Source organism: Maribellus maritimus (assembly GCF_022267315.1).
GTDB classification, from domain to species: Bacteria; Bacteroidota; Bacteroidia; order Bacteroidales; family Prolixibacteraceae; genus Draconibacterium; species Draconibacterium maritimum.
The window spans coordinates 46,366-71,647 of record NZ_JAIKLE010000011.1 but is presented as its reverse complement, the minus strand read 5'-3'; the positions used below and the strand labels follow the sequence as shown (position 1 = coordinate 71,647).

17 protein-coding genes are annotated in these 25,282 nt (G+C 36.6%); 13 read left to right on the top strand and 4 right to left on the bottom strand.

The window, feature by feature from the left end; genetic code table 11:
* The first annotated feature begins 10 nt into the window (after positions 1-10).
* From K5G00_RS11590 to K5G00_RS11555, 8 genes are all read left to right on the top strand, one after another.
* Positions 11-1,162: an MFS transporter gene (locus tag K5G00_RS11590; RefSeq protein ID WP_238766325.1), complete on the top strand. Its 1,152-nt coding sequence runs from the start codon at positions 11-13 to the stop codon at positions 1,160-1,162.
* A 73-nt stretch (positions 1,163-1,235) separates the two neighbouring features.
* On the top strand, positions 1,236-2,423 hold the full coding sequence (locus K5G00_RS11585; protein WP_238766324.1) for a sialidase family protein: 1,188 nt from the start codon (positions 1,236-1,238) through the stop codon (positions 2,421-2,423).
* Positions 2,424-2,710: 287 nt separating this feature from the next.
* Complete coding sequence (locus tag K5G00_RS11580) at positions 2,711-5,872, top strand: efflux RND transporter permease subunit (RefSeq protein WP_238766323.1); 3,162 nt, start codon at positions 2,711-2,713, stop codon at positions 5,870-5,872.
* Positions 5,873-5,990: 118 nt separating this feature from the next.
* Positions 5,991-6,449: a 6-bladed beta-propeller gene (locus K5G00_RS11575; protein ID WP_238766322.1), complete on the top strand. Its 459-nt coding sequence runs from the start codon at positions 5,991-5,993 to the stop codon at positions 6,447-6,449.
* Positions 6,450-6,467: 18 nt separating this feature from the next.
* On the top strand, positions 6,468-7,130 hold the full coding sequence (locus K5G00_RS11570; protein ID WP_238766321.1) for a hypothetical protein: 663 nt from the start codon (positions 6,468-6,470) through the stop codon (positions 7,128-7,130).
* Positions 7,131-7,139: 9 nt separating this feature from the next.
* On the top strand, positions 7,140-8,279 hold the full coding sequence (locus K5G00_RS11565) for a 6-bladed beta-propeller (protein ID WP_238766320.1): 1,140 nt from the start codon (positions 7,140-7,142) through the stop codon (positions 8,277-8,279).
* A gap of 9 nt (positions 8,280-8,288) precedes the next feature.
* Complete coding sequence (locus K5G00_RS11560; RefSeq protein WP_238766319.1) at positions 8,289-9,437, top strand: 6-bladed beta-propeller; 1,149 nt, start codon at positions 8,289-8,291, stop codon at positions 9,435-9,437.
* A gap of 18 nt (positions 9,438-9,455) precedes the next feature.
* Positions 9,456-10,583, top strand: coding sequence for a BF3164 family lipoprotein (locus K5G00_RS11555; protein WP_238766318.1), 1,128 nt, complete (start codon positions 9,456-9,458; stop codon positions 10,581-10,583).
* A 97-nt stretch (positions 10,584-10,680) separates the two neighbouring features.
* Here K5G00_RS11555 and K5G00_RS11550 read toward each other — a convergent pair whose 3' ends face one another.
* Positions 10,681-11,337, bottom strand: a complete 657-nt coding sequence (locus tag K5G00_RS11550) for an outer membrane beta-barrel protein (protein WP_238766317.1) — start codon at positions 11,335-11,337, stop codon at positions 10,681-10,683.
* Positions 11,338-11,531: 194 nt separating this feature from the next.
* On the opposite strand from K5G00_RS11550, the gene K5G00_RS11545 reads away from it, so the two are divergent.
* Both K5G00_RS11545 and K5G00_RS11540 read left to right on the top strand, forming a co-directional pair.
* Positions 11,532-12,518, top strand: a complete 987-nt coding sequence (locus K5G00_RS11545) for a lipoate--protein ligase (protein WP_238766316.1) — start codon at positions 11,532-11,534, stop codon at positions 12,516-12,518.
* 554 nt (positions 12,519-13,072) lie between these two features.
* Entirely contained in the window at positions 13,073-14,692 is a 1,620-nt protein-coding gene (locus tag K5G00_RS11540; RefSeq protein ID WP_238766315.1) for a DUF3843 family protein, read from the top strand.
* A 210-nt stretch (positions 14,693-14,902) separates the two neighbouring features.
* Here K5G00_RS11540 and K5G00_RS11535 read toward each other — a convergent pair whose 3' ends face one another.
* From K5G00_RS11535 to K5G00_RS11525, 3 genes are all read right to left on the bottom strand, one after another.
* On the bottom strand, positions 14,903-16,549 hold the full coding sequence (locus K5G00_RS11535) for an ATP-binding protein (protein ID WP_238766314.1): 1,647 nt from the start codon (positions 16,547-16,549) through the stop codon (positions 14,903-14,905).
* 697 nt (positions 16,550-17,246) lie between these two features.
* Positions 17,247-17,537: an HU family DNA-binding protein gene (locus tag K5G00_RS11530; protein ID WP_238766313.1), complete on the bottom strand. Its 291-nt coding sequence runs from the start codon at positions 17,535-17,537 to the stop codon at positions 17,247-17,249.
* A gap of 401 nt (positions 17,538-17,938) precedes the next feature.
* The gene (locus K5G00_RS11525; RefSeq protein ID WP_238766312.1) at positions 17,939-18,109 is read right to left on the bottom strand and encodes a hypothetical protein; all 171 of its coding nucleotides are present in this window, start codon (positions 18,107-18,109) and stop codon (positions 17,939-17,941) included.
* Here K5G00_RS11525 and K5G00_RS11520 point away from each other — a divergent pair.
* From K5G00_RS11520 to K5G00_RS11510, 3 genes are all read left to right on the top strand, one after another.
* Positions 18,089-20,470, top strand: a complete 2,382-nt coding sequence (locus tag K5G00_RS11520; RefSeq protein ID WP_238766311.1) for an ABC transporter permease — start codon at positions 18,089-18,091, stop codon at positions 20,468-20,470. The genes K5G00_RS11525 and K5G00_RS11520 overlap by 21 nt on opposite strands.
* Positions 20,471-20,566: 96 nt before the next feature.
* Positions 20,567-22,900 (top strand): ABC transporter permease, encoded by a 2,334-nt coding sequence (locus K5G00_RS11515; RefSeq protein ID WP_238766310.1) that lies wholly within the window; start codon positions 20,567-20,569, stop codon positions 22,898-22,900.
* A 22-nt stretch (positions 22,901-22,922) separates the two neighbouring features.
* On the top strand, positions 22,923-25,274 hold the full coding sequence (locus K5G00_RS11510; protein ID WP_238766309.1) for an ABC transporter permease: 2,352 nt from the start codon (positions 22,923-22,925) through the stop codon (positions 25,272-25,274).
* The last annotated feature ends 8 nt before the right edge of the window (positions 25,275-25,282 follow it).

Sequence of the window (25,282 nt, the reverse complement as noted above, 5' to 3'; positions counted from 1 at the left end):
AAATCAAACAATGACAACTCAAAAAACTCAGTGGGGAAAATTGCTCCCCGTTTTTCTCTCTTTTATCGTAATGGGATTTATCGATATTATTGGTGTTGCTGTGGGCTACGTGAAGCAGGATTTTGAAGTTTCCGATTTTATTGCGCAATTTCTGCCAATGATGGTGCTATTATGGTTTTTTGTGCTTTCAGTACCTGTTGGGATATTACAGGACAAAGTAGGGAAGCGAAATATGTTAAATACAGGGATGGCCTTGCAGGCTGTAGGGCTGGGCTTGCCCTTTGTGCATTATTCATTTGGAATGATGTTCGCTTCCTTTATTCTTTTAGGAATTGGAAATACCATTATCCAGGTTTCGGCAAATCCGCTGCTTCAGGACGTTTCTCCTACTGAAAAATTGGCTAGTTTTCTGAGCACTTCGCAGTTTGTAAAAGCTATGGTATCTTTTGCCGGGCCTCTGATTGCAACTTTTTTAGCTGTTCAGTTTGGTGATTGGCGATTGGTTTTTGCCGTTTATGGAATTGCCTCCGTTTTTGCGACAATTTGGTTGGCATCAACTCCAATTACAGAGTCAAAGCCGGAAAGAGACCCGGCCACTTTTGCTTCTTGTTTCGGGCTGTTGAAAAATCGTTTTGTCGCTTTAATGGCGCTTTCAATTTTTTTAATTGTAGGAGCAGAAGTTGCTGTAAATACAAATATTACAACAGTTCTAATTGCCAAGTTTGGACTAACACTGGAAAAAGCTGCAATTGGAATTAGCGTGTTTTTTGCAGGAGAAACGATAGCTCGTTTAACAGGAGCAATTACTTTAAACTGGATTAAACCGCGTCCTTTCCTTTTGTTGGTGGCTCTTGTATCGCTGGCCGGAGTAATTGGTGTTTTTATTGCACCAACCTATATTTTGGCATTGGTAGCTATTTTTGTCGTCGGCTTGGGGGCAGGAAATATGTTCCCGATTATTTTTTCGCTGGCATTGGAAAAAATGCCCGACCGCGCTAACGAGATTTCAGGATTGCTGATTATGGCTGTTTCCGGTGGTGCCTTTGTTCCTCCGGTAATGGGGTTTGTTAGTACCGCAGTTTCTCCGCTGGCGAGTATAGCAGTTGTGGGTATTTGTATGCTTTATATTTTGTGGATATCCTTTTATGTTCGTAAGAATTAATTTTGTTAAACACCTGCTTTTTTAAATGAAATTGCAGGTGTTTCTAAAATTGTTTAACAAAATTGAATTTAAAATGAATAAAATATTATGTCTGACTTTTGCTTTGCTGAGTTTTGCTTCTGTGGCACAGCAGAAAAATCAATATAAATCGATTGTGGAAGAGAAGTTTATTTTTACACCTCAATCCGAACATTCACATGGCAGTAGTATTGTAGCATTGCCCAATGGTGATTTCCTGGCATGTTGGTTTCAGGGAAGTGGCGAACGCAAATCGGATGATGTAAGGATTATGGGCTCACGGCTTCAAAAAGGAAAAACAACCTGGGGAAAACCTTTTGTAATGGCCGATACACCCGGTTTGCCCGATTGTAATCCGGTTCTTTTTCTGAATAGCAGTAAAAAACTTTTTTTGGTTTGGATTGCTGTTCAGGGAAACATGTGGGAAGGCTCAATCATACGTACGCGCACCACAACAAATTATAATCAGGCCGGATCTCCTGTTTGGGAATGGCAAGACAATATCTTACTAAAACCCGGAGAGGAGTTTGAAAGTGAAGTAGAGGAAAAGTTCGCTGAAATGCCGGAGTTGGAGCACGGGTGGGCAGGTTATGCTCCTCTTTATGACAATTTGATTATTGAAGCCAGTAAAAACAAAGTAAACCGAAGCATTGGCTGGATGACCCGGATAAAGCCACTTATTCTGGAAAGTGGGCGGATTATTTTACCACTCTATTCGGATGGTTATAACTTTTCGATTTGTGCGATTTCCGATGATGACGGCGAAACGTGGCGGCCTTCAAAACCAATAGTTGGAAGAGGGCCGATTCAACCTGCTCTTGCTTTAAAAACGAATGGTGACATAGTTGCTTTTATGCGTGATAGCGGAGATGCTCCGGCACGTGTTCATAAAAGTATTTCGAAAGATAAAGGTGAGAGTTGGACTTATTCCGTAAAAACAGATATTCCAAACACAGCCAGTGTTGAGATTCTGGTTTTAAAAGACGGTCGCTGGGCATTTGTTGGAAATGATATTGACGATGGCAGGTACCGAATGGTGTTGATGCTTTCTGAAGACCAGGGAGAGACATGGAAATGGAAAGAATACCTGGAAAACGACTCAAAACAGGGTGGGGGAAGTTATTCTTATCCGAGTCTTATTCAAACCCGGGATGGATTGCTTCATATTACCTATTCTTCGCGAACCGGTGAAACCAAAAAATCAATTAAATACCTGGTCGTAAACCCGGAAAAAATTAATTAGCTGCTCTTTCTAATTTTTTTGGAGCTAACAACTGTAAGCAAAATTGTATTTGGAGCAATAATTTGATTTTTAATCCATAGTTTCAACTGGATGGGAGATTATTCCGTTTGACAAAATGAAGAATAATTTTCAAAATCCGGCTAAACCAAAACAGTAAACTACTTAGAAAAAACACCTTCTTTTAGCGAAGAAAATAATCTTGTTTTGAAAATATTTCAATTTAATAAAAAATAAGACACAAAGGCACATTTTTTGTTAAATTGCCAAATAAACCTGAAACAAACAAGATGCAACCTGCTATTAAAGAAAAATCAGCCTTTTCACCTTTTTCTGTCATTGTGGTTTTCCTGGCGTTGATGATTATCGGGATTGCATTTATTCCGATGCTTAACATCAGTTACAAACCGGATCGCACTTTGCCACAATTGACTATTAGTTTTCGGTGGACAAATGCTTCACCTAAAGTAATTGAAGAAGAAACTTCGAAAATAGAAGGCGTACTTGGGAAAGTGGGACAGGTGAAAAGCATTGAATCCACATCTTCGGTGGGAAGCGGGCGCATTATGCTGGAATTTGACAAAACAGTTGATTTAAACAAAAAACGCTACGAGGTTTCTACACTCATCCGCCAGCTTCGAAGCAACATGCCCGATGGGATGAGCTATCCCGAAATTGTTACCAATGCAGAAGACAACGATGACGTAGTCAGTTTTATGGTGCTTACACTTAATGCCAGTGCTTCCACTCATTATATTGAAAAAGTAGCTAATCAGCAGGTCATCCCGTCGCTTTTAAAAATCAGGGGCATTGCCGATATTTCACTTTATGGCTCCACTCCTTATCAGTGGGAAATCAATTTCGACCCTGAACTGCTCGAAAACTTTTTACTTTCGCCCCACGAGATCGCAACCGCTTTAAACCGATTGGGGGATAAAATTTTTTTGGGTAACCAAGAAAATGTATCGGGTTCGTCGATTCCGGTGCTGGCTTCCACAAAGTACATAAAACCCGAAAAATGGGGAAGTTTACCTCTTGCCAACAAAGGCGGACGCATCATAAAACTCTCTGACGTTGCCAGCGTAAAATTAAAAGAAAAACCGCCTGAATCGTATTACCGGATCAACGGAAAGAATACAATCAATCTTGTTATTTATTCGGCTCAGGGTGAAAACCAGATAAAACTTTCAGGTGAAATCTACGATCAACTTGATATTATAAGAGAGGACTTACCTTTTGGATACTCTGTACAGGTAGCCTCCGACAGTACTGAATATATTCGCGAAGAGCTCACAAAAATAGGTTTACGAACACTTTTTTCTTTAATAATTTTACTGCTTTTTGTGCTGGTTGTCAGCCGCTCATTTCGCGTATTGGCCATTCTTTCCGTTTCTCTGATAGCCAACTTACTTATTGCCTGTGTGTTTTATTATCTGCTGAAAGTTGAAATTCATATCTATTCACTGGCTGGAATCACCGTCTCCTTCGGAATAATTATTGACAATAGCATTTTAATGGTTACCCATTTGCAGAAACAAAAAGGTTTGCGTGTTTTTATTTCGCTTTTGGCAGCTACATTAACCACACTGGGAGCACTTTCAGTTGTATTCTTTTTAAAAGAAAATCAGAAAGTATTGTTAATTGATTTTACCTATGTAATGCTGATAAACCTTTCCGTTTCGCTGGTCGTTTCGTTATTCCTGGTTCCTTCGCTGATGGAGAAGCTATATCATGAAAAATCGGAAGTCAAAGCGCCGGTACGAGTGCGAAAACGAGTAGTAAAAATTACAAAAGCGTATTCACGGTTTATCGGTTTTGAAAAACGTTATAAGTGGGCATTTTTTATTTTGATTATTCTGGCTTTTGGACTGCCGGTGGGTTCCATTCCCGGCGAAATTGAAAAAAACGACAACGATACAAGCCCTGAAACCAAAGTTGTACAGTTTTATAATAAAACGCTGGGAGCAGAAAAATTTCAGTCAAATATAAAACCTGTTCTTGAAAAAGTTTTTGGAGGGGCACTCCGTTTGTTTACAGAATTTGTTTTTGAGGGTAGTTTTTACTCTGACCCCGGAAAAACGAAACTGTATGTACGCGGACAAATGCCCGAAGGATGCACCATTCAACAACTCAACGATGCAGTGCGGAAAATGGAACAATATATCAGCCAATTTAGCGAAGTAGAGCAGTTTGAAACACGCATTACCAGTTACCGGAATTCGTCCATTACCATCCAGTTTACAAAAGAAGCGGAGAAATCTTCTTTTCCCTTTATGCTAAAAAGCCAGGTGGAATCAAAAGCCATTTCTCTGGGGGGTATGGATTGGAGTGTTCTCGGTGTAGGAAAAGGTTTTTCAAATGCACTGAATATGGATTACAAAAACAGCCACATTTTGCTGACCGGATACAACTACGACCAATTGTACAGATATGCCGAGCAACTGGAACAAAAACTGTTGCAAAACCCGCGGGTGAACAACACCGAGATAAACAGTTCCAATTCCTGGGGCTCGACTACACGTTACGAATATAAATTAGAAGTGGATAAAGACTTACTGGCTTTACAAAACCTCAATTATTACGACTACACAGGCTCTCTTTTTACCCAGCTGTATTCCCAAAACCTCGCACCGTTTTATAATGAAACAGAACTTCAACCCGTGGTTTTGCTTTCAAATCAAAGCGATTCGTATAATAAATGGGATTTTTACAATGTTCCGGTTAATACATCCGAAGGACAAAAGAAACTTTCGCAGGCAGGCGAAATTCACAAGTTATTGGCGGGGAAGAGCATTATTAAAAAGAATCAGGTGTATCAAATATATTTGAATTACAACTTTGTGGGACCGGGGCCGCTTTCCAAAATGGTAAAGGAACGCGAAATAGAAGCAATAAACAAAGTACTGCCACTGGGTTATAAAGCACAGGAGCCTGAACGATACTGGTACTGGGATAATAAGGATAAAAAACAGTATTATCTTTTGTTGCTGATTATTGTAATTATTTATTTTATTACGGCTATTTTATTTGAATCGCTGCTCAAACCGCTGGCCGTAATCAGCCTGATTCCGATTTCATTTATTGGCGTGTTTCTTACGTTTTATCTCTTTGAATTCAATTTCGACCAGGGAGGATTTGCTTCGTTTATTTTACTAAGCGGACTGGTTGTAAACGCAGCCATTTACATTATTAACGACTTTAATAATCTGGTATCGCGCAAAAACAAAAAAGTTACTGTTCGAACCTTTCTAAAAGCATTTAACCAGAAGATTGTTGCCATAACTTTGACAATCTTATCAACCGTATTGGGACTAATTCCTTTTGTATGGGGAGGACAAAAAGAGGTATTTTGGTTTGCGTTTGCAGCAGGAGCAATGGGCGGCTTGTTGTTCTCAATGGTTGCGATAATTGTTTATCTGCCGTTGTTTTTAAAACTGAAAAGATCGGATTGAAGAAAATACTTTTTTGATTCAATATAAATTAAACATAAACCGGTAGTTTTATTGGTGTGTTAAGGATTATGGTCTGTATTTTGCTGCAAGTCAGGAATTAACTTCAAAGTCCTTTAAAATGAAAATAAACCTCAAAGGAATCTTTTTATTTGCGGTTGTTGTCTCTCTTTTTGTTGGCTGTACGGAAAACGAACAAAGCAACATCGTTACGCTTGAACCTACAGAAAGCGAAAAACTTGAATCAGGAAAACCAACACAAATTATAAAACTGGAAACCTCGGCTGAATCGAACCTGGGGGTAGTTACAAAAGTTTTAACAGATTTTGACGCTCATAGGATCTTTGTTTTGTCGGACGACAACGTTTCTATATTTGATTCTGAAGGCAAATTCATTACAAAATTAAAAAAGGGAAGAGGACCGGGAGAACTGACAATGGTTGTGTCAATTTCGCTCGCTATTGAGGAGGAGCTTTTCTATGTCCTTGACAATAATAACAGAGTTTACATTTTTGATTACGATGGAAACCTCATTGACAGACAAAATTTGAAAAATATTGCGGGCGTAATTGACATATAATATATTGATAACAGAAATATGTTTTTGTTTAATTTTAGGGCAAATGAAATTAATCCTTGGTATGTTGCTATTTTTAATTTTGAAAAGAAAGAAATAACACACAGGCTAATTCCGCGCAGTGAAAGCTTTTATCCGGACCTGGCGATGATAAAAGGAAGAAATTTTACGTTTGCCAATGGAAAGCATTTTTTTTCCTGCTGCAATATCTGGGGTCTTTATCAGTTTGCCAACAATGATTTTCAAAAAATAATAAACTTTGATATTGGCAGTAGGCAAGTTCCGTCTGGCTTTGTCAATAATATAACGGCAACCAATAACCGAATTAAATTTCGCGAATTAGCGCTTGAAAAAGGGTATGTTCCATACCTTTTAAACTCTTTTTACTTTAAAAGTCATTATTGGATTATTTTAGATGATAAAGAGCGAAGTTGTTATTCAATCCCTGAAGAAAATAGAAATAAAGTTTTTCTTAATGGACCTGTTTCTTCCTATTTTGATTTGCCGGCAGTTCATTCCTTGAGTTTGCCCATGGAAGTAAATGAAGACTATTTGGTTTTTGTTGCCAAACCAACTGATTTCATTAAGCTATTTTCTAAATCAGATAAGATGAAAATTAAACTAGGAACTCAACAGCTGGAAATTGGATTGGAAGAGAATCCGTTTTTGGTTGTGGTTAAATAGATGGTGAAAATGGAACATCAATCAAAAAATCTATCTTCTTATTTAAGCATACTTGTGTTCGTTTTTCTATGCAGTTGTAACAGTTCTGAACAAAATAATGTTGTAAGCCTGGAACCAACACATAAAGAGAAGCTGAATCTTGGGAAACCAATACAAATAATAAAACTGGAAACCTCGGCTGAATCACAGTTGGGATTTATTATGAAAACTGCTATCGATGGGGTAAATAACCGGATATTTGTGCTTGCAGATTTTAATATTTTTATTTTTGACACCAATGGAAAATTCATTTCCAAATTAAAAAAAGGAAGAGGGCCGGGGGAGATTTCAATGATTATCTCATTTTCTTTAAATAAACAAAACCAATCGGTTTACGTTCTTGATAATTCTGACCGGATATGTGTTTTTGATTATAACGGAGATATAAAAAGTGATTATCGTTTAGGTGAATTTTATGGAAAAAATATACAAGTTATTGACGATGATAATGTTTTTTTAGTTAGCATTAGTGTTTACGACAAAGAACCTTATTTTGTTGGAATTTATAATTTTGAAAAAAAGGAAATAACTCAACGTTTCATTCATCGGGATGACAGCCCTTATCCCAAAATAGCAAAGATTATTAACAACGCTTTTACTATTACAGAAGGGAAATATTTTTTTTCCACAACAAATATTTTCGCGCTATACGAGTTTAAAGACAGTGTTTTTTATAAAGTAATTTCTTATGATTTGGGGAATAGAAAGATACCGGAAAGTATAATTCAAAATACAACGGAAAAAGGAAAAAGTTACTTCGATAAAGAAATTTTAAACGATAATCTTGTACCGTATTTGATCAACTCATTTTGTTATAAAAATTTTTATCTGGCAATTATCGAAGACAGTAAAAGAAGTTGTTATGTCATCAGCAAAAAAGACAAGGGAAAAGTTTTTCAAAACGGACCAATCACAAGCTATTTTAACTTACCTGATATTCGTTCTTTTAGCTTGCCGGTGGAAATAAGTGAGGACTACCTCGTTTTTGCGGCTAGTCCAACCGATTTTTTTGATGAGAATTCAACTGCAGACCAAACAAATATTCAATTAGGAAATCAGAAATTGGAAATTGGATTGGAAGAGAATCCGTTTTTAGTTGTGGTTAAATAGATGGTGAAAATGGAACATCAATCAAAAAATCTATCTTCTTATTTAAGCATACTTGTGTTCGTTTTTCTATGTAGTTGTAACAGTTCTGAACAAAATAATGTTGTAAGCCTGGAACCAACACATAAAGAGAAACTTAATCTCGGAAAACCAACACGAATTATAAAACTGCAGACTTCTCCCGAATCGCTACTTGGTTCTGTTATGAAAACTGCTGTTGATAGTGAGAATGACCGGATTTTCGTTTTGTCGGACGGCACTTTGTTTATTTTTGACGCAAAAGGGTACTTTATTACAAAAGTAAAAAAAGGAAAGGGGCCTGAAGAACTGTATGATATTATAACTTTCTCTGTGGATAAAAAACAGCAATTGATTTTTGTTAATCAGGCTTTGGCTAACTACATTACCATAATTGACTATGACGGGACTGTATTGAAAAATGATAAATTAAAAGAGAGTTTTTACATGCTCACAGTTGAGCCTGTTGATGAAAAATATCTTTTTTTACAAAACAACTCTCCTTTACATAGCAATCCTTTTTTTATTGGGAAATATGATTTAAGCAAAGATTCTATAACTCAAAAATTTATTCCGGCGAAAGAGAGTGATTATCCACTGTTAATGTGGTCAATGACCAATAACTTTATCAAAAAAGGAAACCGACTATTTTTTGCAAATTCTACTGTTTTTGGCCTTTATGAGTTCAAAGACGGCCAATTTGAAAAAATAATTAGCTACGATTTGGGAACACGAAAAGTACCGCCAGGATTTTCTGAAAAATTTGAAAAAAGAAGGAGAATGGCAGCATTTGAAAAAGCAGCTTTGAATAACGGATATGTCCCTTATATGAAAGCTTCTTTCTATTTTAATGATTATAATCTGGTAATTCTTGGTGATGAATATTTTTCGTGTTATGCTATTAATGAAAAGAATAGAAGCAATGTTTTTTTTAATGGCCCAATCTCCGCCTATTTAAATTTGCCCAAGGTAAAATCGTTTAAGAATCCCTGTGAAATCAATGAGGACTACCTCGTCTTTGCGGCCAATCCAACCGATTTTTTTGATAAGAATTCAACCGCAGATAAAACAAATATTCAATTAGGAAATCAGAAACTGGAAATTGGATTGGAAGAGAATCCGTTTTTGGTAATTGTAGAATAATATTAAAACGTCAAAACCATGTTAAAACAAACTGCCTTTTATCTTTTTGTATTTTTAATCCTGTTTTCGGCCTGCAATTCGAAAGATTCGGGCTCTAAACAATCTGAACAACCAGTGGTTGACAGTCTGGCCGACAAGTCAACAGTTGTAAAAACGTATCCCGATTTAGTTCCGGGCGAAATCGAGCTTGAAGAGGACTGTTTTGGCGAAATCATTGAATTGCAGGGAGAACAAAAAACAACCGATGCCATTTTTGAAGTAAGGGAAACTCAAATGCTGGTAAGAGACAGTTTGCTTATTATGGCCAACCTGAACAGTGAAAATATGTTTATGGCCTTTTCACTTCCCGGGTTCGGGTTGGTAAAGTCATTTGGGAAAATGGGGCGGGGACCGGGAGAATTTCAATACCCTCAATTGGTTCCGGCAAAAAACGAAGATTGTTTATGTTATATCTATGAAAAGGCAAATAATCATATTTTTTCTCTGCAAAAGGATTTAACCATTTCAGCGTTACCGTTTAAGTTGACCGACTCTCAGATAAGACAACAGATCAATGACAAACAGCTTGTGAGCTTTTCTTCCCATGAATTTGTATATGCCGAATCAGTAAAAGGAGGGAAGGCTGTTTTTGATTTCTCTTTTCAAAACGACTCCATTCAGAATAGAATGATTTATAATCTTTCATTTTCAGAGAAACATCAAAGCTGGGCTTCTTACATCGGTGATTTTGGTGCCAACGCCGGGAAACAACGTGTGGTTTATGCCTACAAATATTTTAAACAGCTTGTTTTTATTGATTTAAAAAACAACACATCCCGAAGCCTGAAGTTCAATTCAGGTGAAGCAAAAAAAGGCAATGCTGTTTCAATTATGAGTCCGGAAAATACAACCCACTATTGGGGAATGTCAGCAGGTAACGATTTTGTATATATTTTATATAGTGGGCGTTCACCGGTTGATGTAACCAAGGAATGGCGAAAAAAAATGTACTACATCTTTGTTGAGAAATACGACTGGAACGGAAATCCGGTGGCAAAATACAAACTGGATAACTGGGGCTATTTTTGCGTTGATGAACAAAGAAATAAACTGTATTTAGCCTCGGTAAATGATGCCAATCCTTTTTTTGTATACAATTTGGAATAAAGCATTTTCTTCAGGTTATGTAACACATTAATGTTGAGATAATACTATACACAAACTCTTTATGGTAAGTTGTAGTACATTGGATTCGGTTGCAAATTTACAGCTCGTATTTAACACCTATTGTGATTGAAAGCCCATGGTGCTTCAGAGATGAGCCTTCAAAAAAGTCTGTATTGTCGGCAGAAGTAAAACTCTGTTTAAAACTCACTGCTGGGCACAAAACAATCCTGTTTGATAGTTTGGCTTCTATTCCCAGTTCTGTTAATCCTGCTAAATTAAACCGGGTAGCTTTATCCGTTAATTCATAAATTTCGGAGCCGGTAATTTTGCCATTCATATTTAAAGCAGGAACTTCAAATTCACATTTATTTAAATAGGCTGGCTCAATACCAATTCTGGGAACTATTTTTATTGACCGCCCAAAAGCATATCCTATTTTTATCGGTAAATTAAAATAGTCGAACTTATATTTAAGGTCATGATCTCCTGTGTAATTCCCTGTTTCATTAACTAAGTCCAGTTCGCTGGCGAAACCCTGTTGCGAATATAAAACATCAACTCCAAATTGAAAGTTCGAAGAATGCTGGTATTCGTAACTAATACCTCCGGTAAAGCCTGTTCTGTTTTCCATATCTCCCAAACCATCACTGTTGATATTTGTAAAGTTAATACCAGTTTGGATTCCAATAAATTGTTCCTGCGCTTTTGTAAAGCTGGCGATTGAAATAAATAAAACAATAAGAAGTTTTCTCATTTTGGCTTTTTGAAATTTAACATTGTTTAAAGTATCCAACCTCTGTCGTGCGGAATATTGGTTGGAAATATTGAGCGATAAAACTAAATATTTCTGACTATTCTGAAAAGAACATATGTGCGTTTTGTTATTTTTTAGGAAATATTAATTAATTGTAAGCCAAAGAATCTTTATTTTCGCGAAAATTTTTATTTATGCTGATAATTGATTCTCCTTCAAATAACGCTTATTTTAATATTGCTTCTGAAGAATTTCTGCTTCAAAAATATCCTGATGAAGAAATTTTTCTGTTGTATGTAAATGCCCCGTCAATAATTGTTGGGCGTTTTCAGAACACGCTTGCTGAAATCAACCTGGATTATGTACAGGAAAATAAAATTAAAGTTGTGCGCCGTTTGTCTGGTGGGGGAGCAGTTTATCACGACTTGGGAAATCTGAATTTTTCATTTCACGCGCCAATGGGCGACGATGATTTTTCTGATTTTTCGAAGTTCACACAGCCGGTTATCGATCTATTAAATAAATTAGATGTTCCCGCAAATTTGGAAGGACGCAACGATTTGTTGGTTGATGGGAAAAAATTTAGCGGTAATGCAAAACTGGCGCGAAACGGAAAAATAGTTCAACACGGTACTATTTTACTAAACTCCGAAATGAAAGTGTTGAGCGAAGCACTAAAAATTAATCCTCTGAAATTTAAAGATAAAGCAGTAAAATCTGCCCGGGCCCGCGTTACCAATCTAATAGACTATTTGCCGGATGAAACTACGGTAGAATCTTTTAAAACGCTTTTGATTACTCAGATTCTGGAAGAGAACCAACCCAATTCGGGAATTCATCAATTAACGCAGGAGGAATTGGAAGGAATTAAAAAACTGGCCGATGAAAAATACAGTACCTGGGGCTGGAATTTTGGTGTTTCACCGGCATATAATTTTAATAAAGCCATTAAAGTTCCGGCTGGTTTTATTGAAGCTCATCTCGATGTAAAAAAAGGAACCATTCAAAAAGCAAAAATCTTTGGTGATTTTTTTGCTTCCAAGCCGATTGAAGAATTGGAAGAAAAATTTGGTGGCGAAAAACACGAAACAGAGAATATCCAAAAAATCCTTTCATCCGTGAACCTTTCGGAATATTTTGGAAATGTTACACTGGACGAAATTTTGGAGGTGTTTAAATAGTTAGGATTACTTTCCGATACAGAATGTGTAGTTTTTGTGTAATAGGCACATTATTAGATTCTTATATGGTACTCGAATTGCGCGAGATGTAAATATGATGTGAAAATATCAGTTTTTTATATCGGTGTTAATTTCGCCTGTTATTTCTCCATAAAGATACACTATCTTGCAGATATATTAAGCATAAGACTCTATTTCAAACCCGTAAACACCGCGTTAAACATTTTCGGAAAATTTTCAAAAGGAAAAGAAATAAAAAATGAATGGAAAAAGCAGAAGTGTTAATGAAGGATTTCAAAAAGTTTTAACCGGAGTTAACGCAGGTTAAGTCCTTTTGAAATTAGGAAAGTGCGATGGAAGAAATTAACTCTTCCGGTTTTGGAATGAATGGCTTTATGTCGGAAGCTTTTGAAAACCTGGAGGGCTTCTTGTTTCCCGAAAATGTAGGTATTTTGTGAAAGGGATTGTAAATTTAGCCCATAATAATATTTGACTTATAATTCGTGGAGGTAACGAAAACATTGCTTTAGAGGGTTGAAGTAATATTCTTTAATATGGAAAAAGACAAAATATATATTGATGACTGGTTAACTTTAAAACCATACGAAAATCAAACACTAACTGATAGCTATTATCTTAAACTTTGTAATAAGGTTAAACAAGCTTTACTTTCAGACAAAGCATCGGTAGTTTTTTATAGCTACATAGAAAAAGAAGACATTAACCTTCTTGCCTGTTTTTTAACCGCCTGGTTTGAAGACCTGATTTCCGACACAAATATATACAGTACTTTTGTGAAGCAACACAAACAATTGTACAATAAACCATTGCCATTTTACGATTGCGAAGAGTATTTCGACGACGAAATTAACCCGCAAGACTTAGGCTTTCTTATTTGGTATTTTATGAATACCATACAAAACGATAAATTTATTTCGCCTTATAACGAATTTATTGAACAAAGCACCAAAAATGTTTTTACTGTTTTTGATGAAGCCTGGGAGTATGCGCCGGAGAATAATGTACTACAAAGAATTTACACAATTAGTGAAGATGCTGATTATTACGATTCCCGGAATCTCATTGATACATTACTTTTTAAAACTTACCTGTTCTACCCCGACACTTTATTCCGGCTTGAAGAAAGTGAAGCCGGAATAATTGAAGAAAATGGGATGGATGAAAACCTTATGATGTTTTTGAATGAAAACAGGGAGACTACGTTACAAAACAGTTGTACTCGTCTGTTGGGTTTAAAAGGGAAGGAATGGGTGGCTGGTATTATTGGTAAAGAACACCCTTTTCATGATGCATATTTAAATATCTCCAAAAGAATACGTGGTTTTTTTCTTTATAAAGGGCAGGATGAAAAGGATATATTTCTTGAACATATTGCTTCGGGGAAAACATTCAGGCTAACAAAGAAATCTTTCGACCATTCCCATAATTTAACAGAAATCGATACAATTGTTTTTATGGGAATTGTACAGTGGGAAAAAGAGTGGTGGTTTTCCGGCGTATATTTTCAAAATGATTTTAATGCAGATTTAGTCCTTAAAGAAAAAAACTCAGTTGAAAGCAGGCAGGCAGTTAATTTCCTTGACCATAAAAATGAAAAAATAGTTGATACCTTGAAAAAACAGTTTGCAACTTTTCTGGATTTTAATAATGGCTCGCCCATTGCTTTCATGGTTTCAGACAAGTTAATGGATTTTAATCAAAAATATTATAACTATTTTAACGATTCGCTAAACCTGACTGAAAAGGAGATTGAAGAAGCTCGTGAAAGGGGGAGAAAAGATGGATTTTTTGAGCCTGAAAAAGAACAGGAGACAATTGATTTTTCAGACGTGGCAGAATCAGGATTGGTATTTTTCAACGAGAAAAGCGGAATTGAAATTGCACTTGAATGTAATTCTGCATTTCCGTTACCTGGGAACCCGTTTTTTGATAAAGAGAATAGTGACGACCATATTTTCAGGTTATTTATGGATGAAAGTATCTCTACTGAACTGGCTATGTATTGTATTAACAATTGCAGAGACAAACTCCCTTTTTTTACAGAAGGAATGGGCAAACTTTATCTAAATGATATTGATTTTTTGCTCCGTTTCTGGAAAAAAGAAAGATATTATTCAGAGCCATCAATTACCGCAATTGGAGACAAAAACTAATTTATACAATTTGGAAAATACCAGCTTATACCTGAAGTTTTTGATCCTCTCAGGGGCTTGTCTTTCAGAAATATTGCCAATTTATGGTAGGGGAAAATTATTTAAATCTGATTAAGTCTGTTTTATTTATTTGCTTACACGATGCAAAAATAACGTAATGTGTTGTCTGCCAGTAGTTAGTGTTGTTTTATTTTTTGTTTTATTTTTCATTTATTTTTTTTTGAACAAGTTATAAGTCCTGTTTCTTTTAGCTCCTTCTGTAATTAAATCTTCACTTTCAACCATCCTGTAAACAGCTTTTTGAATATCTGATTTCGGAATTTCTTTCAACCGTTCCTGAATTTCCGATAATTTGCTTTTTCCGTTGTATTTCAAATCTTCAATAATTAATGCTTCAATTTTATATGGCTCTAAAGTCCTTAATGATGGTGTAATATCTAATTTTGCCTGGGCAAACAATGCCGGGTTTAACAGGTATTCTGTTCCTTTTTTTATGCCCTGGCTAACCATAATCCCATTATCAATTAACGAGCCTATCCAGGAGCGCATTTTATCTTCCTGGTTCAATTGTAATTTCCCGGAAAGCTGAGTAGAAAGTATCTTTTTCTCGGTAGCAACTATCCCAAGTGTAATATATTCTTTTTGTGTTAGCCGGAAATGTTTATCGATGTAATCCAGTATTGAAATCACATCAGGATTAACCGAACCGGCATAAACAGTTACAGCAACTTTGGTATATTCATTTTCTATTTCGGGGAGAGGTTTGGCATCGCGGCTCAATTTTTCAAAAACCAGATCATAGCCGGAACCTTCGCCTTCCATTAATTTTAAATGGCTTAACAGTTGAATTAAATGCGGGTTTCTTCTGTGCCTTTCGTGTAGTATATTATTTTTTGTTATGCCAAGAGGGAATCCGCCCGGACTGGTTATAGTCATCCTGTCGTGAAAAACTTCAATGAAAATATCACCTGAAATGGTATATTTCTTATGTGCAATGGCATTAATCAATAACTCCCTAATGACTTCAGGTGCATATTGGCGGATTGTTTTACGGTAAAGCCCATCGGGTAACTCGGTACTGTAAGTTAATTCAACAGCTTCCTTTTCAATTTCCAGTAACAGTTCCCTGGGATTGTGTAAATGAAAATGCCATTCCTTTTTCCTGATTTTCTCCTCTTTCTCATTATAAACAATATATTGAACGGTAACAGGATAGCTCAGACCAGCCCTTTGTTGTGGTTTTCCAAGCCACAAGACTCCAAGATTAGTCAAATAACCTTCGTCTGAAAGCAACTGATAGTATTCAAGTATCTCTTCTACGCTTTTGCTTTTTATAAAATCGGAAACTTTATCAGAGGCTTTTAAATTGGCAACAAGTGAAGTTATTTTATGCTGCTCTGCTTGGTTCAGCGTAATTTTCCGTGCAGTGATAAGCTCCCACTGGAACGCTGTTTTTTCTGCTGCCAGGTCGGTTAGTTCTTCGTTGCCAACCGGGAAACAGTTATCGGAGATTCGGATAAAAACCTTGCCGGATGAAGTGGTTGCAATGGTACGTGTTGATGGTAGAATGCGTAAAATAAAATATTCTCCTCCATTATCATGCGTAATTATTTCGGGATTAACAATGCCAACTCCGTCCGTTAAGCCACGGAGTTTTTTTACAACATCGTTTACCACTGTTTGTTCTATTTTTTGTCCGGCTGGGGGAAAACCCTCTTTATCTTCAATACCGATGATAATTTCACCTCCCTGGGCATTGGCAAAACAAACACAGGTTTCGGCCAGCTTTTTTAAATCGGCTGACCTGCCCGTAACTTTGCGAAGACTTTTGTAATCTTTGTTTTTATCTTCAATCATGAGTTCTGTTTTCTTTTCTACTCTGGGTTCAATTATATTCTGTAAAGCCTTTTAAGCTTAATCCCTAAGAAGATTTAGAAAATTAAGAATTTTACTTAAAAATAAAGATTCTTTCAAGAAATGTCGATCGCATCTCCTGAATATTGACGAAATTAACAATAGTTTTGGCCAATTCAGCATTGGTCGGCATTGTCGCCTTGAACTCTAATCGTCTCCCTTTCGGACGTAGAAGTGTTTCTTTTAATTTAACCATAATTCTGTCACAAATATCGTTATTAAATCAACATCTTCAAAAGAAGATTGAGTATTGATATTGGCGGGCTTTCGAAAATGTTGATATTTTGTGAAAGGGGTGAATGCCCTTCAATTCCTGATTTTCGTATAATACTTTTATAACATTTTTGTTTGATACAATAAAAAAACTCCGTCAATATTTTAGTTATTCTTCTTAAAAGGAATATGAAAGAGTTTTGAAGCTACGTAAAAGCTGGTGGGCTGCTACGAGAAATTCTGTTGAACCTTTGCTGTATAAACAAACTTAAAAGCTAAAAAGGGAACAAAAAAGCATATTTCTGTAATAAAATTAATTGTCTTTACACTTAAGATTTCCTTCAATTTTGGAGAAAAAAATCTACGGAACAAAGGGCATTCGAAATATATGTTAATTAATGATTGCAGATTATTTTTAAAAGTAAGATCAATTTAATTTGTTACTGCTTTTTACTTTTTCGATGAATTGCCTACTGGGGTTAAAAAAAGGAATATTGTGGGGCGGAATTACCATCGTAATATTTTTTGAAATGTTCCTTGCTTTCTTTTCTGCGCGCTTCTTAATTTCAAATGTTCCAAATCCTCTTAAATAGATATTTTCGCCTTTTACCAGAGAATCTTTTGCGATATCCATAAACGCCTCAATGGTTTTACTTATCTGTGATTTCTCAATATCGGTTTCGGAGGCTATCTTATTTATGATATCAGCTTTAGTCATAATTCTGTATTTTAATTTTTTTATTTGTCAATAACCCAAGGTAGGGGCATTTGTATAGGTCAGTAAAGTTAAAAAACTTTGTTCAACTTATTTTAGAATTAATTGATTGAACTAAAGTGTTTTTGTCAAATTCTAAGTTTTTCCTAAATGATTGGTTTTAACATATAATCAGTAGCCTCACAAAATATTATTTATTTTTCAATGTCTGATGATTTATAACCTGACTAAAAATCATACACCAGGTGTAAAATAAGTTGACACTTGTTCATATTAATGGTTTTATAAGATTTTGTTATTCAGTAGTTTAGTAAAAAGGCATTTTTATTGATAAAATATTAATGTTTTGGGTGTTACATAGATAGTTATGAAAAAGGATCTAATATTTTGCTTGCAAAACCAATTTAAGCTGGTGGATTTTTACTTGCCGGAGTGATGTCACTTGGTATTGCATTACTAACCGTTAGCTGGCAAAGTTGGCGGGCTGCAACAAGGAACCCGGTTGAAGCACTCAGATATGAGTAATTTTTAAGGGAATAAAATCTTTTATAACCATGATGAATATTTTTAAGCATTTAAAACATTCTTTCAAAAAAGAAGGAGGATATGGCTTGCTAAATATTGCCGGTTTATCTATTGGTATGGCAATGAGTTTGTTGATAATTTTGTATCTGCAATATCATCTTTCCTTTGATAATCACATTCCTGAAAAAGAAAAAATTTACCGTGTTGTTGAAAAGGACAGGAACAACGGAAGTTTGTCGTTTGGCACTCCTTTGCCTTTGGCACAGGCAATCCGTGATGATTATCCCGGGGTTGGCGAGATTGCCGCGCTATCATCTTATTCCTATCCGGTTACCAGTGGCGAGACCAAGTTTAGTATCAGGGCTGCTGTTGCCGATGCTAATATTTTTGATGTGTTAGGGACAAAACTTTTGGTTGGTTCAGAAACAGTTTTGTCTGAACCAGGAAGTTCGGTACTTACCCGGGCGTGTGCGCAAAAATTGTTTGGGCAGGAAAATCCAATGGGCAAAATGTTTACAGTTGAAAATTATGGAGGAGAGAAGATTTTTACAGTTGAGGGGATAATTCAAAATCCTGCGGTAAACAGCGATTTTGATTTCGAAATGTATCTTCCCTGGGAATCGATGAATCAAGCCAACTGGCAAGAATTATGGTGGTGGGGAGGCTATCACATTCTTGCCAAAATGAAAAACACGGGACAAGAAGAAGATATGGAACAAAAAATAAATACCATTCTTGAAAGACATAAAGCACCATATATTGACGGGCGTTATGATTTTCAACTTATTCCCTTAAAAGGCTCTCATTTTCGTACAGATATTGAAAATCCGATATCGACTCCGGTTTCATTTGTTCTGATTTGGGTATTGGGTGTTATAGCTGGATTTATAATTGTTATTGCCTGTATCAATTTTGTCAATCTGTCTATTAGTCAAACAGAGAAGAATGTAAAAGAAACCGGAATATACAAGGTGTTGGGAGCATCGCATCGGAGTCTGGCAACAGAATTTCTTATCGTAACTTTTTTTAAAACGGTTGTTGCAATGGGAATAGCATTATTATTAACCAGGCTTCTCATTCCCCCCTTTCAAAAGCTGGCATTAATGAAAGGTTACGATTTATTTTCCAATCCATCCGTCTGGTTTATTCTGTTGGGAATCATACTCATTTCAGGGTTATTGTCCGGTTTGTATCCGGCTATGGTAATTTCCCGTCCAAGACCTGTAGAATTACTGTCAGGAAAAAAGGGATACAATCCATCAGGAAACGTATTTCGTAAATCATTGGTTGTAGCGCAGCTTTCAATTGCTACAATGCTTATTATAGCCTCGCTGTTTGTTTTTAAGCAAATTTCGTTTATGAAAAACCATGATTTGGGGTTCAATAAAAATGGACTGATTGCAGTTAATATAAGTCAGCTAAACGGGGAAACTAATAATATTAAAGAGAAAGCACCGATACTGGAGCAGGAAATACAAAAGCGGGGAATTCAAAATGGCATTAAAGGTATTGCAGCTACAGAAGCCATTCCCGGAACAGTTTACAAAAACGGGTTCACTGTATTTAACCCTGAAAATTTTAACTCTTATACGACCATATCTGTTGGGATAGATGAGAACTATGCGGGTGTGATGGAACAACCAGTGGTAGAAGGACGCAATTTTTCTAAAGAACTGGCCTCAGACGCAGAGGGCATTTTAATTAATGAAACTTTAAAAAAGAAACTGGGATGGAAGTCGATAGAAAACAAACAATTGGCCATTTTTTCAAAGGATTATAAAGTGCCGGTTATTGGTGTTTTGAAAGATATAAATATAAATTCACTGGCACAGGCAATTCCACCAATGATTTACAGGTATAAGAAAAATGCTTATCCTGAATACATGGTCTTTCGCGTGAAGCCGGGATACGAGGCAAAAGCGTTACCGATTATCAAAAGTGAATGGGGGGAAATATCAGGAGGAAAACCCTTTGAGTTGTTTACCGTTGCCGATAAATTTGATGCCATGTACGGGGGAGAAGAACGCCTTTCAAAAATTATCGCTGCCTTTTGTCTTGTTGCAGTTTTGCTTTCATGCTTCGGGTTGTTTTCTCATATTGCATTTTCAGTACAACGCCGCACCAAAGAGGTAGGTATCCGTAAAGTAAACGGCGCCAGCATTTCAGAGGTATTGGCTTTGCTCAATATAGATTTTGTAAAGTGGGTAATAATTGCATTTATTATTGCTACGCCAATTGCATATTACGCCATGAATAAGTGGCTCGAAAACTTTGCCTTCAAGACGAGTTTGAGTTGGTGGATATTTGCACTTGCCGGTTTGCTGGCGTTGGGAATTGCTTTGTTAACTGTGAGCTGGCAAAGCTGGCGGGCTGCCACGAGAAACCCGGTTGAAGCCTTACGCTATGAGTAAGGCTGAAATCCCGATTGCTCGGGATAGAGGCACTACGTTATGAGTAGGACTTGAGTATTGAAGTTTAAAGTATAATTATAAAATAAATATCTGGAGATGAATACATTCATAAATAATATTTTACGTGTTGTCAGGAAAAATAAACTTGATTTTTTCCTGAACTTGGTTGGCCTGTCGGTAGCTATGATAATCTTTATTTTTGTTTCACTTTATGTTGAAAATGAAGTTACGTATGACAATTATCATCCTGATGCCAACCGGATTTTCCGGCTTACAACTTCGTTAACTTCACCCTCCGGACAAACCACTGACATGGCATTGGCAAATCCTCCTTTTGCCCAAATACTAAAAAACAGTTGCCCGGAAATTGAAGATTTTACCTGCGTTGAGACGGAAGGAGGTGCCACGCTTAAATTTGGAGAAAATGAATATAAAAATATTAATGTAAGAGCTGCTACGCCTTCCATTTTTAAGCTATTTGCCTATCCTGCATTAATGGGAAATCCGTCTGAATTTTTAAAATCACCCAATACAATTGTTTTAACAGAAAAACTTGCCAAAAATATTTTGGGTGATTTATCTCCATTGGGGCAGAAAATTACCATCGACAAAAAAGACTACCAGATTACCGGTGTAATAAAAGATTTACCCACGAATACCGACCTGCGGTTTTCTGCTCTTATCCCTTCGGATTTTGACGGTATCGGCGAACTTGTTGACTGGGGCGAGTACTTTGTCTACTTTAAAATGACAAGTGCTAATGTTACCGGGCTAAAACGTAAAATAGAAAAATTAACAGATGAAAAATATGCTGATCTCTTAAAAGAAATTGGTGGTTTTAAATTGGTTCATCATCTGCAGCCGCTGCAAAGTATTCATTTTGATAATTCTTTACTTGCTGATTCGCTTAAAGGAAACAAAACAACCGTTTACGCCTTTTCTGTGGTTGCTTTATTAATACTCATTATTGCCGGAATCAATTACAATAATCTGACGTTGGCACAACTGGAAAAGAGGGAACATGAATTTAACATTCGTAAAACCATCGGATGTGGAAAAAGATGGATTTATTATCATATCATCAGCGAATCGGTTCTGAACGTTTTTTTTGCGGCTGTTATTTCAATCGGACTGGCTTCTTTGCTTTTCCCGATGTTTAATCAATTGTTTGAGAAAAATTTCGATCTGTCTTCTGTTATTAGGATAGCTATTCCAATCGTTGGTTTTTTTGTTGCTTTTGGTGTAATGGTAGGTTTGTATCCTGCATTTAAAACCACCAAAGTCTCCTCCGTTAAAAAACAAGGATTTGGTTTATTCTGTAAAACACTGGTTACTTTTCAAAATGCGGTTGCCATTGTTATGATTGCCGGATTATTTATGATATGGAGCCAGATTCGGTTTATGAAGAATGCAGAGCTTGGGTTTAACAAAGAGCAGCTTATGGCCGTTTCAATTCCTCCTGAACCTGAAAAATTTCCGGGGAAGGAAGTTATACGACAGGAGTTTTCGGCATTGCCTGAGGTGAAATCGATGGCATTTGGAGGAGGTGGAACCAATCTTGGATCAACTTCCAACTGGATGAAAGCAATTATGGCGGTTAAAGACGACAATGGTGATGATGTACAGTTTGTATTGAATCAACCACAAATTGATGAGAATTATATTGATTTGTTTGGCATTGAAATGGTTGAAGGCCGTAATTTTTCACGAACTAATTCCAATGATAAGGATAAATCTGTTATTATCAACCAGGCATATGTAAAAGCTATGGGGTGGAGTAATCCGGTTGGGAAAATATTGGATGAAACTCCTCCACAAAAGATAATTGGAGTAGTTAAGGATTTTCATTTTGATGCACTAAATAACCCCATTGAACCTTTAAAATTTGAGCTACTTGAAGGGCAACCTTCCTATGTTTTTTTAAGAGCGGAACTCAAGAACGTCAAGGTAATTCAGAAAAAATGGGAGAATTTATTTCCTGATGAACCCTTTGAGTTCCGGTTTATGGATCAGCATATGGCCGGATTGTACCGGCAAAATGAAAAAGATATGACCGTATTTTCCTGGCTAACCCTTGTGGCAATTTTGATCTCTTGTCTGGGGCTTTATGGCCTGGCATCACATTTTATTATTAACCGGACCAAGGAAATTGGAATCAGAAAAGTAAATGGAGCAAAAGTAAGCGAAGTGATATCATTGCTAAACAAAGGATTTATTCGTTGGGTACTTATTGCATTTGTTGTCGCTACTCCGGTTGCCTGGGGTATAATGCAAAAATGGCTTGAAAATTTTGCTTACAAAACCACTTTAAGCTGGTGGATTTTTGCGCTGGCCGGAGTGATGGCATTGGGAATTGCATTGTTAACGGTGAGTTGGCAGAGCTGGCGGGCAGCAACGCGAAACCCGGTAGAAGCGCTGAGATATGAATAGTAACTAATTTAAAAATAAAATCATGTTCACATATTATTTAAAATCTGCATTGAGAAACCTGTGGAAAAATAAAAAATTCTCTGTAATTAATATCAGCGGGTTTGCCTTTGGAATCTCCATCTGCCTGGCCATTGCCCTTTTCCTGGTAAAAGAATATTCATACGACAGATACCATGAAAATGCCCGGCAAATTGTGCGTTTAATCGATACTGAAGATAACACAAGTTCAATCGATTACAGGGTGAAAGACATTTTGCTACAAAATTATCCGGAGATTGAAAACGGATGCCTGGTCCAGATTTTGAACCATCCTATTGCCGTGCAGGTTAATAAGCAGGCCTCATACATCGATAATATCATGTCGGTTGATAACAATTTTTTTAATGTGTTTACCATCCCGTTTATCGCCGGCAACCGGGAAAAACCATTTTCCACATTAACTTCAGCAATAATAACCCAAAGTACGGCAAAATCACTTTTCGGAACAGAAAGTGCTTTGGGCAAAGAAATTATGTATGAAAACCGTATTCCACTTACAATAAGTGGTATTATTGACGACTTCCCTGAGAATTCGAGTATTTCTGCTGAAATTTTGGTAAATGCCGAAAACAAAAGCTTTAAATTTTCGAGCTGGATTGGCGATGGTGATGATTTAAGTACTTATCGCTGGCCTTTCCGTATTTATTTGCAACTGAACAAAAACACCAACCGCGAAAACCTGGTTTCAAAAATTAATTCTAACAGCCATATTCTTGACCCTTATTTAAAAGAGGTCGATTTTCTTGCATTGAAAAATATGTATCTGTTTGATTCGACTACCGGAAGCGCAACCAAAAGGGGAAATATTGGCTTAATGAGGCTACTGGGTGCAATTGCTATTATAATTCTTACACTCGCTATCATAAATTACGTTAACCTGACCATTGCCCAGCAAAACAAAAGAAACAAAGACACGGGTGTAAAAAAGGCAATCGGGGCATTTCGCAGAAATATCCTTTTACACTTTATGTTTGAATCGGTAATCGTCTCAGTTTTTGCCTTCCTGCTTGCCATTATTTTTCTCCGGGTTTTATTGCCATTTTACCAATCAGTATTCGATACATCCGTCGATTTTAACCTTCTTTTTAAATTCCCCTACAATTTAATACTGGTATTTTTCTCCGTTATAATCGGCGTTGTCAGCGGAAGTGGACCGGCAGTAGCGCTAAGTGGAATTAATCCTGTAAAAATATTAAGCGGTTCTGTAAGTACATTAAAAAATAAATCTGTTTTCAGGAATTCACTTACTATTTTTCAATTTACCATTTCAATTGTCCTCATCTTTTGTGTTATGGTTGTTTACCGGCAAATTAGCTATGTAAAACATAAAAATCCGGGTTTTACTGAAGAACAACTGGTAAGGGTTGATGTCCCATGGGTCCAGGAAAATGACGTGCAGAAAGCGATGCTTTTGCAGAGTGAATTACAAAAATCTCCATTTATTAAAAGTATGACAAGCTCAAACGGAGTCCCCGGAAATATTAATATACGGATGGGATCAAATATGGAAAATACCGACAAAAATATGAGTGTTCCCTGTTTATTGGTCGATACCGCATTTATTAAAACATTCGGGTTAGAAATAATTAAGGGAAGAGAACTGCAACCCGGCGACTATGGTAAAGTTTGTTATTTAAATGAAGCAGCATATAACTATTTCGAATTTGACAATCTTGAAAATAAACGATTTAATAATTATGGCGGCTTCGATATCATCGGTGTGGTGAAAGATTTCCACTACAGTTCGATGCATGAAACAATCGGGCCGCTTTGCGTTATGGTAACCCCCGGGTTCAGACCGTCGGCCATTAATGTAAGACTGGAAGGCAACAACATTGCCCAGGCTATGAATTCGATTAAAAAAACCTGGCAGAATTTGCTGCCGAATTATCCTTTTAAATACCAGTTTTATGATCAATGGTTCGACTCTATGTACAGGTCGGAAGAACGATTTGCCAAAACCATCGGATTTTTTGCCATCCTTGCCATTGTAATCTCTTGTATCGGAATTTTAGGGCTTGCCATCTTTTCTTCGGAAAGAAGGATTAAAGAAATTGGGATACGCAAGGTGAATGGCGCTAAAATCTCCGAAGTTATAACAATGCTGAATAAAGACTTTATCAAATGGGTTGTAATTGCTTTCATTGTTGCCACCCCAGTTTCATATTTCGTTATGCAAAAATGGCTCGAAAACTTTGCTTACAAAACTACTTTAAGTTGGTGGATTTTTGCATTGTCCGGCTTGCTGGCATTGGGAATCGCATTGTTAACTGTAAGTTGGCAAAGCTGGCGGGCAGCAACCAGAAACCCGGTGGAAGCATTGCGGTATGAATAAAAAAATAA

What these genes read in the sequence shown, in the direction of transcription:
- K5G00_RS11570 (WP_238766321.1), top strand. Translation starts at nt 6,468, where the DNA reads ATGTTTTTGTTTAATTTTAGGGCAAATGAAATTAATCCTTGGTATGTT.
- K5G00_RS11555 (WP_238766318.1), top strand. Translation starts at nt 9,456, where the DNA reads ATGTTAAAACAAACTGCCTTTTATCTTTTTGTATTTTTAATCCTGTTT.
- K5G00_RS11575 (WP_238766322.1), top strand. Translation starts at nt 5,991, where the DNA reads ATGAAAATAAACCTCAAAGGAATCTTTTTATTTGCGGTTGTTGTCTCT.
- K5G00_RS11545 (WP_238766316.1), top strand. Translation starts at nt 11,532, where the DNA reads ATGCTGATAATTGATTCTCCTTCAAATAACGCTTATTTTAATATTGCT.
- K5G00_RS11520 (WP_238766311.1), top strand. Translation starts at nt 18,089, where the DNA reads ATGATGAATATTTTTAAGCATTTAAAACATTCTTTCAAAAAAGAAGGA.
- K5G00_RS11550 (WP_238766317.1), bottom strand. Translation starts at nt 11,337, where the DNA reads ATGAGAAAACTTCTTATTGTTTTATTTATTTCAATCGCCAGCTTTACA.
- K5G00_RS11540 (WP_238766315.1), top strand. Translation starts at nt 13,073, where the DNA reads ATGGAAAAAGACAAAATATATATTGATGACTGGTTAACTTTAAAACCA.
- K5G00_RS11585 (WP_238766324.1), top strand. Translation starts at nt 1,236, where the DNA reads ATGAATAAAATATTATGTCTGACTTTTGCTTTGCTGAGTTTTGCTTCT.
- K5G00_RS11515 (WP_238766310.1), top strand. Translation starts at nt 20,567, where the DNA reads ATGAATACATTCATAAATAATATTTTACGTGTTGTCAGGAAAAATAAA.
- K5G00_RS11565 (WP_238766320.1), top strand. Translation starts at nt 7,140, where the DNA reads ATGGAACATCAATCAAAAAATCTATCTTCTTATTTAAGCATACTTGTG.
- K5G00_RS11510 (WP_238766309.1), top strand. Translation starts at nt 22,923, where the DNA reads ATGTTCACATATTATTTAAAATCTGCATTGAGAAACCTGTGGAAAAAT.
- K5G00_RS11580 (WP_238766323.1), top strand. Translation starts at nt 2,711, where the DNA reads ATGCAACCTGCTATTAAAGAAAAATCAGCCTTTTCACCTTTTTCTGTC.
- K5G00_RS11530 (WP_238766313.1), bottom strand. Translation starts at nt 17,537, where the DNA reads ATGACTAAAGCTGATATCATAAATAAGATAGCCTCCGAAACCGATATT.
- K5G00_RS11535 (WP_238766314.1), bottom strand. Translation starts at nt 16,549, where the DNA reads ATGATTGAAGATAAAAACAAAGATTACAAAAGTCTTCGCAAAGTTACG.
- K5G00_RS11590 (WP_238766325.1), top strand. Translation starts at nt 11, where the DNA reads ATGACAACTCAAAAAACTCAGTGGGGAAAATTGCTCCCCGTTTTTCTC.
- K5G00_RS11560 (WP_238766319.1), top strand. Translation starts at nt 8,289, where the DNA reads ATGGAACATCAATCAAAAAATCTATCTTCTTATTTAAGCATACTTGTG.
- K5G00_RS11525 (WP_238766312.1), bottom strand. Translation starts at nt 18,109, where the DNA reads ATGCTTAAAAATATTCATCATGGTTATAAAAGATTTTATTCCCTTAAA.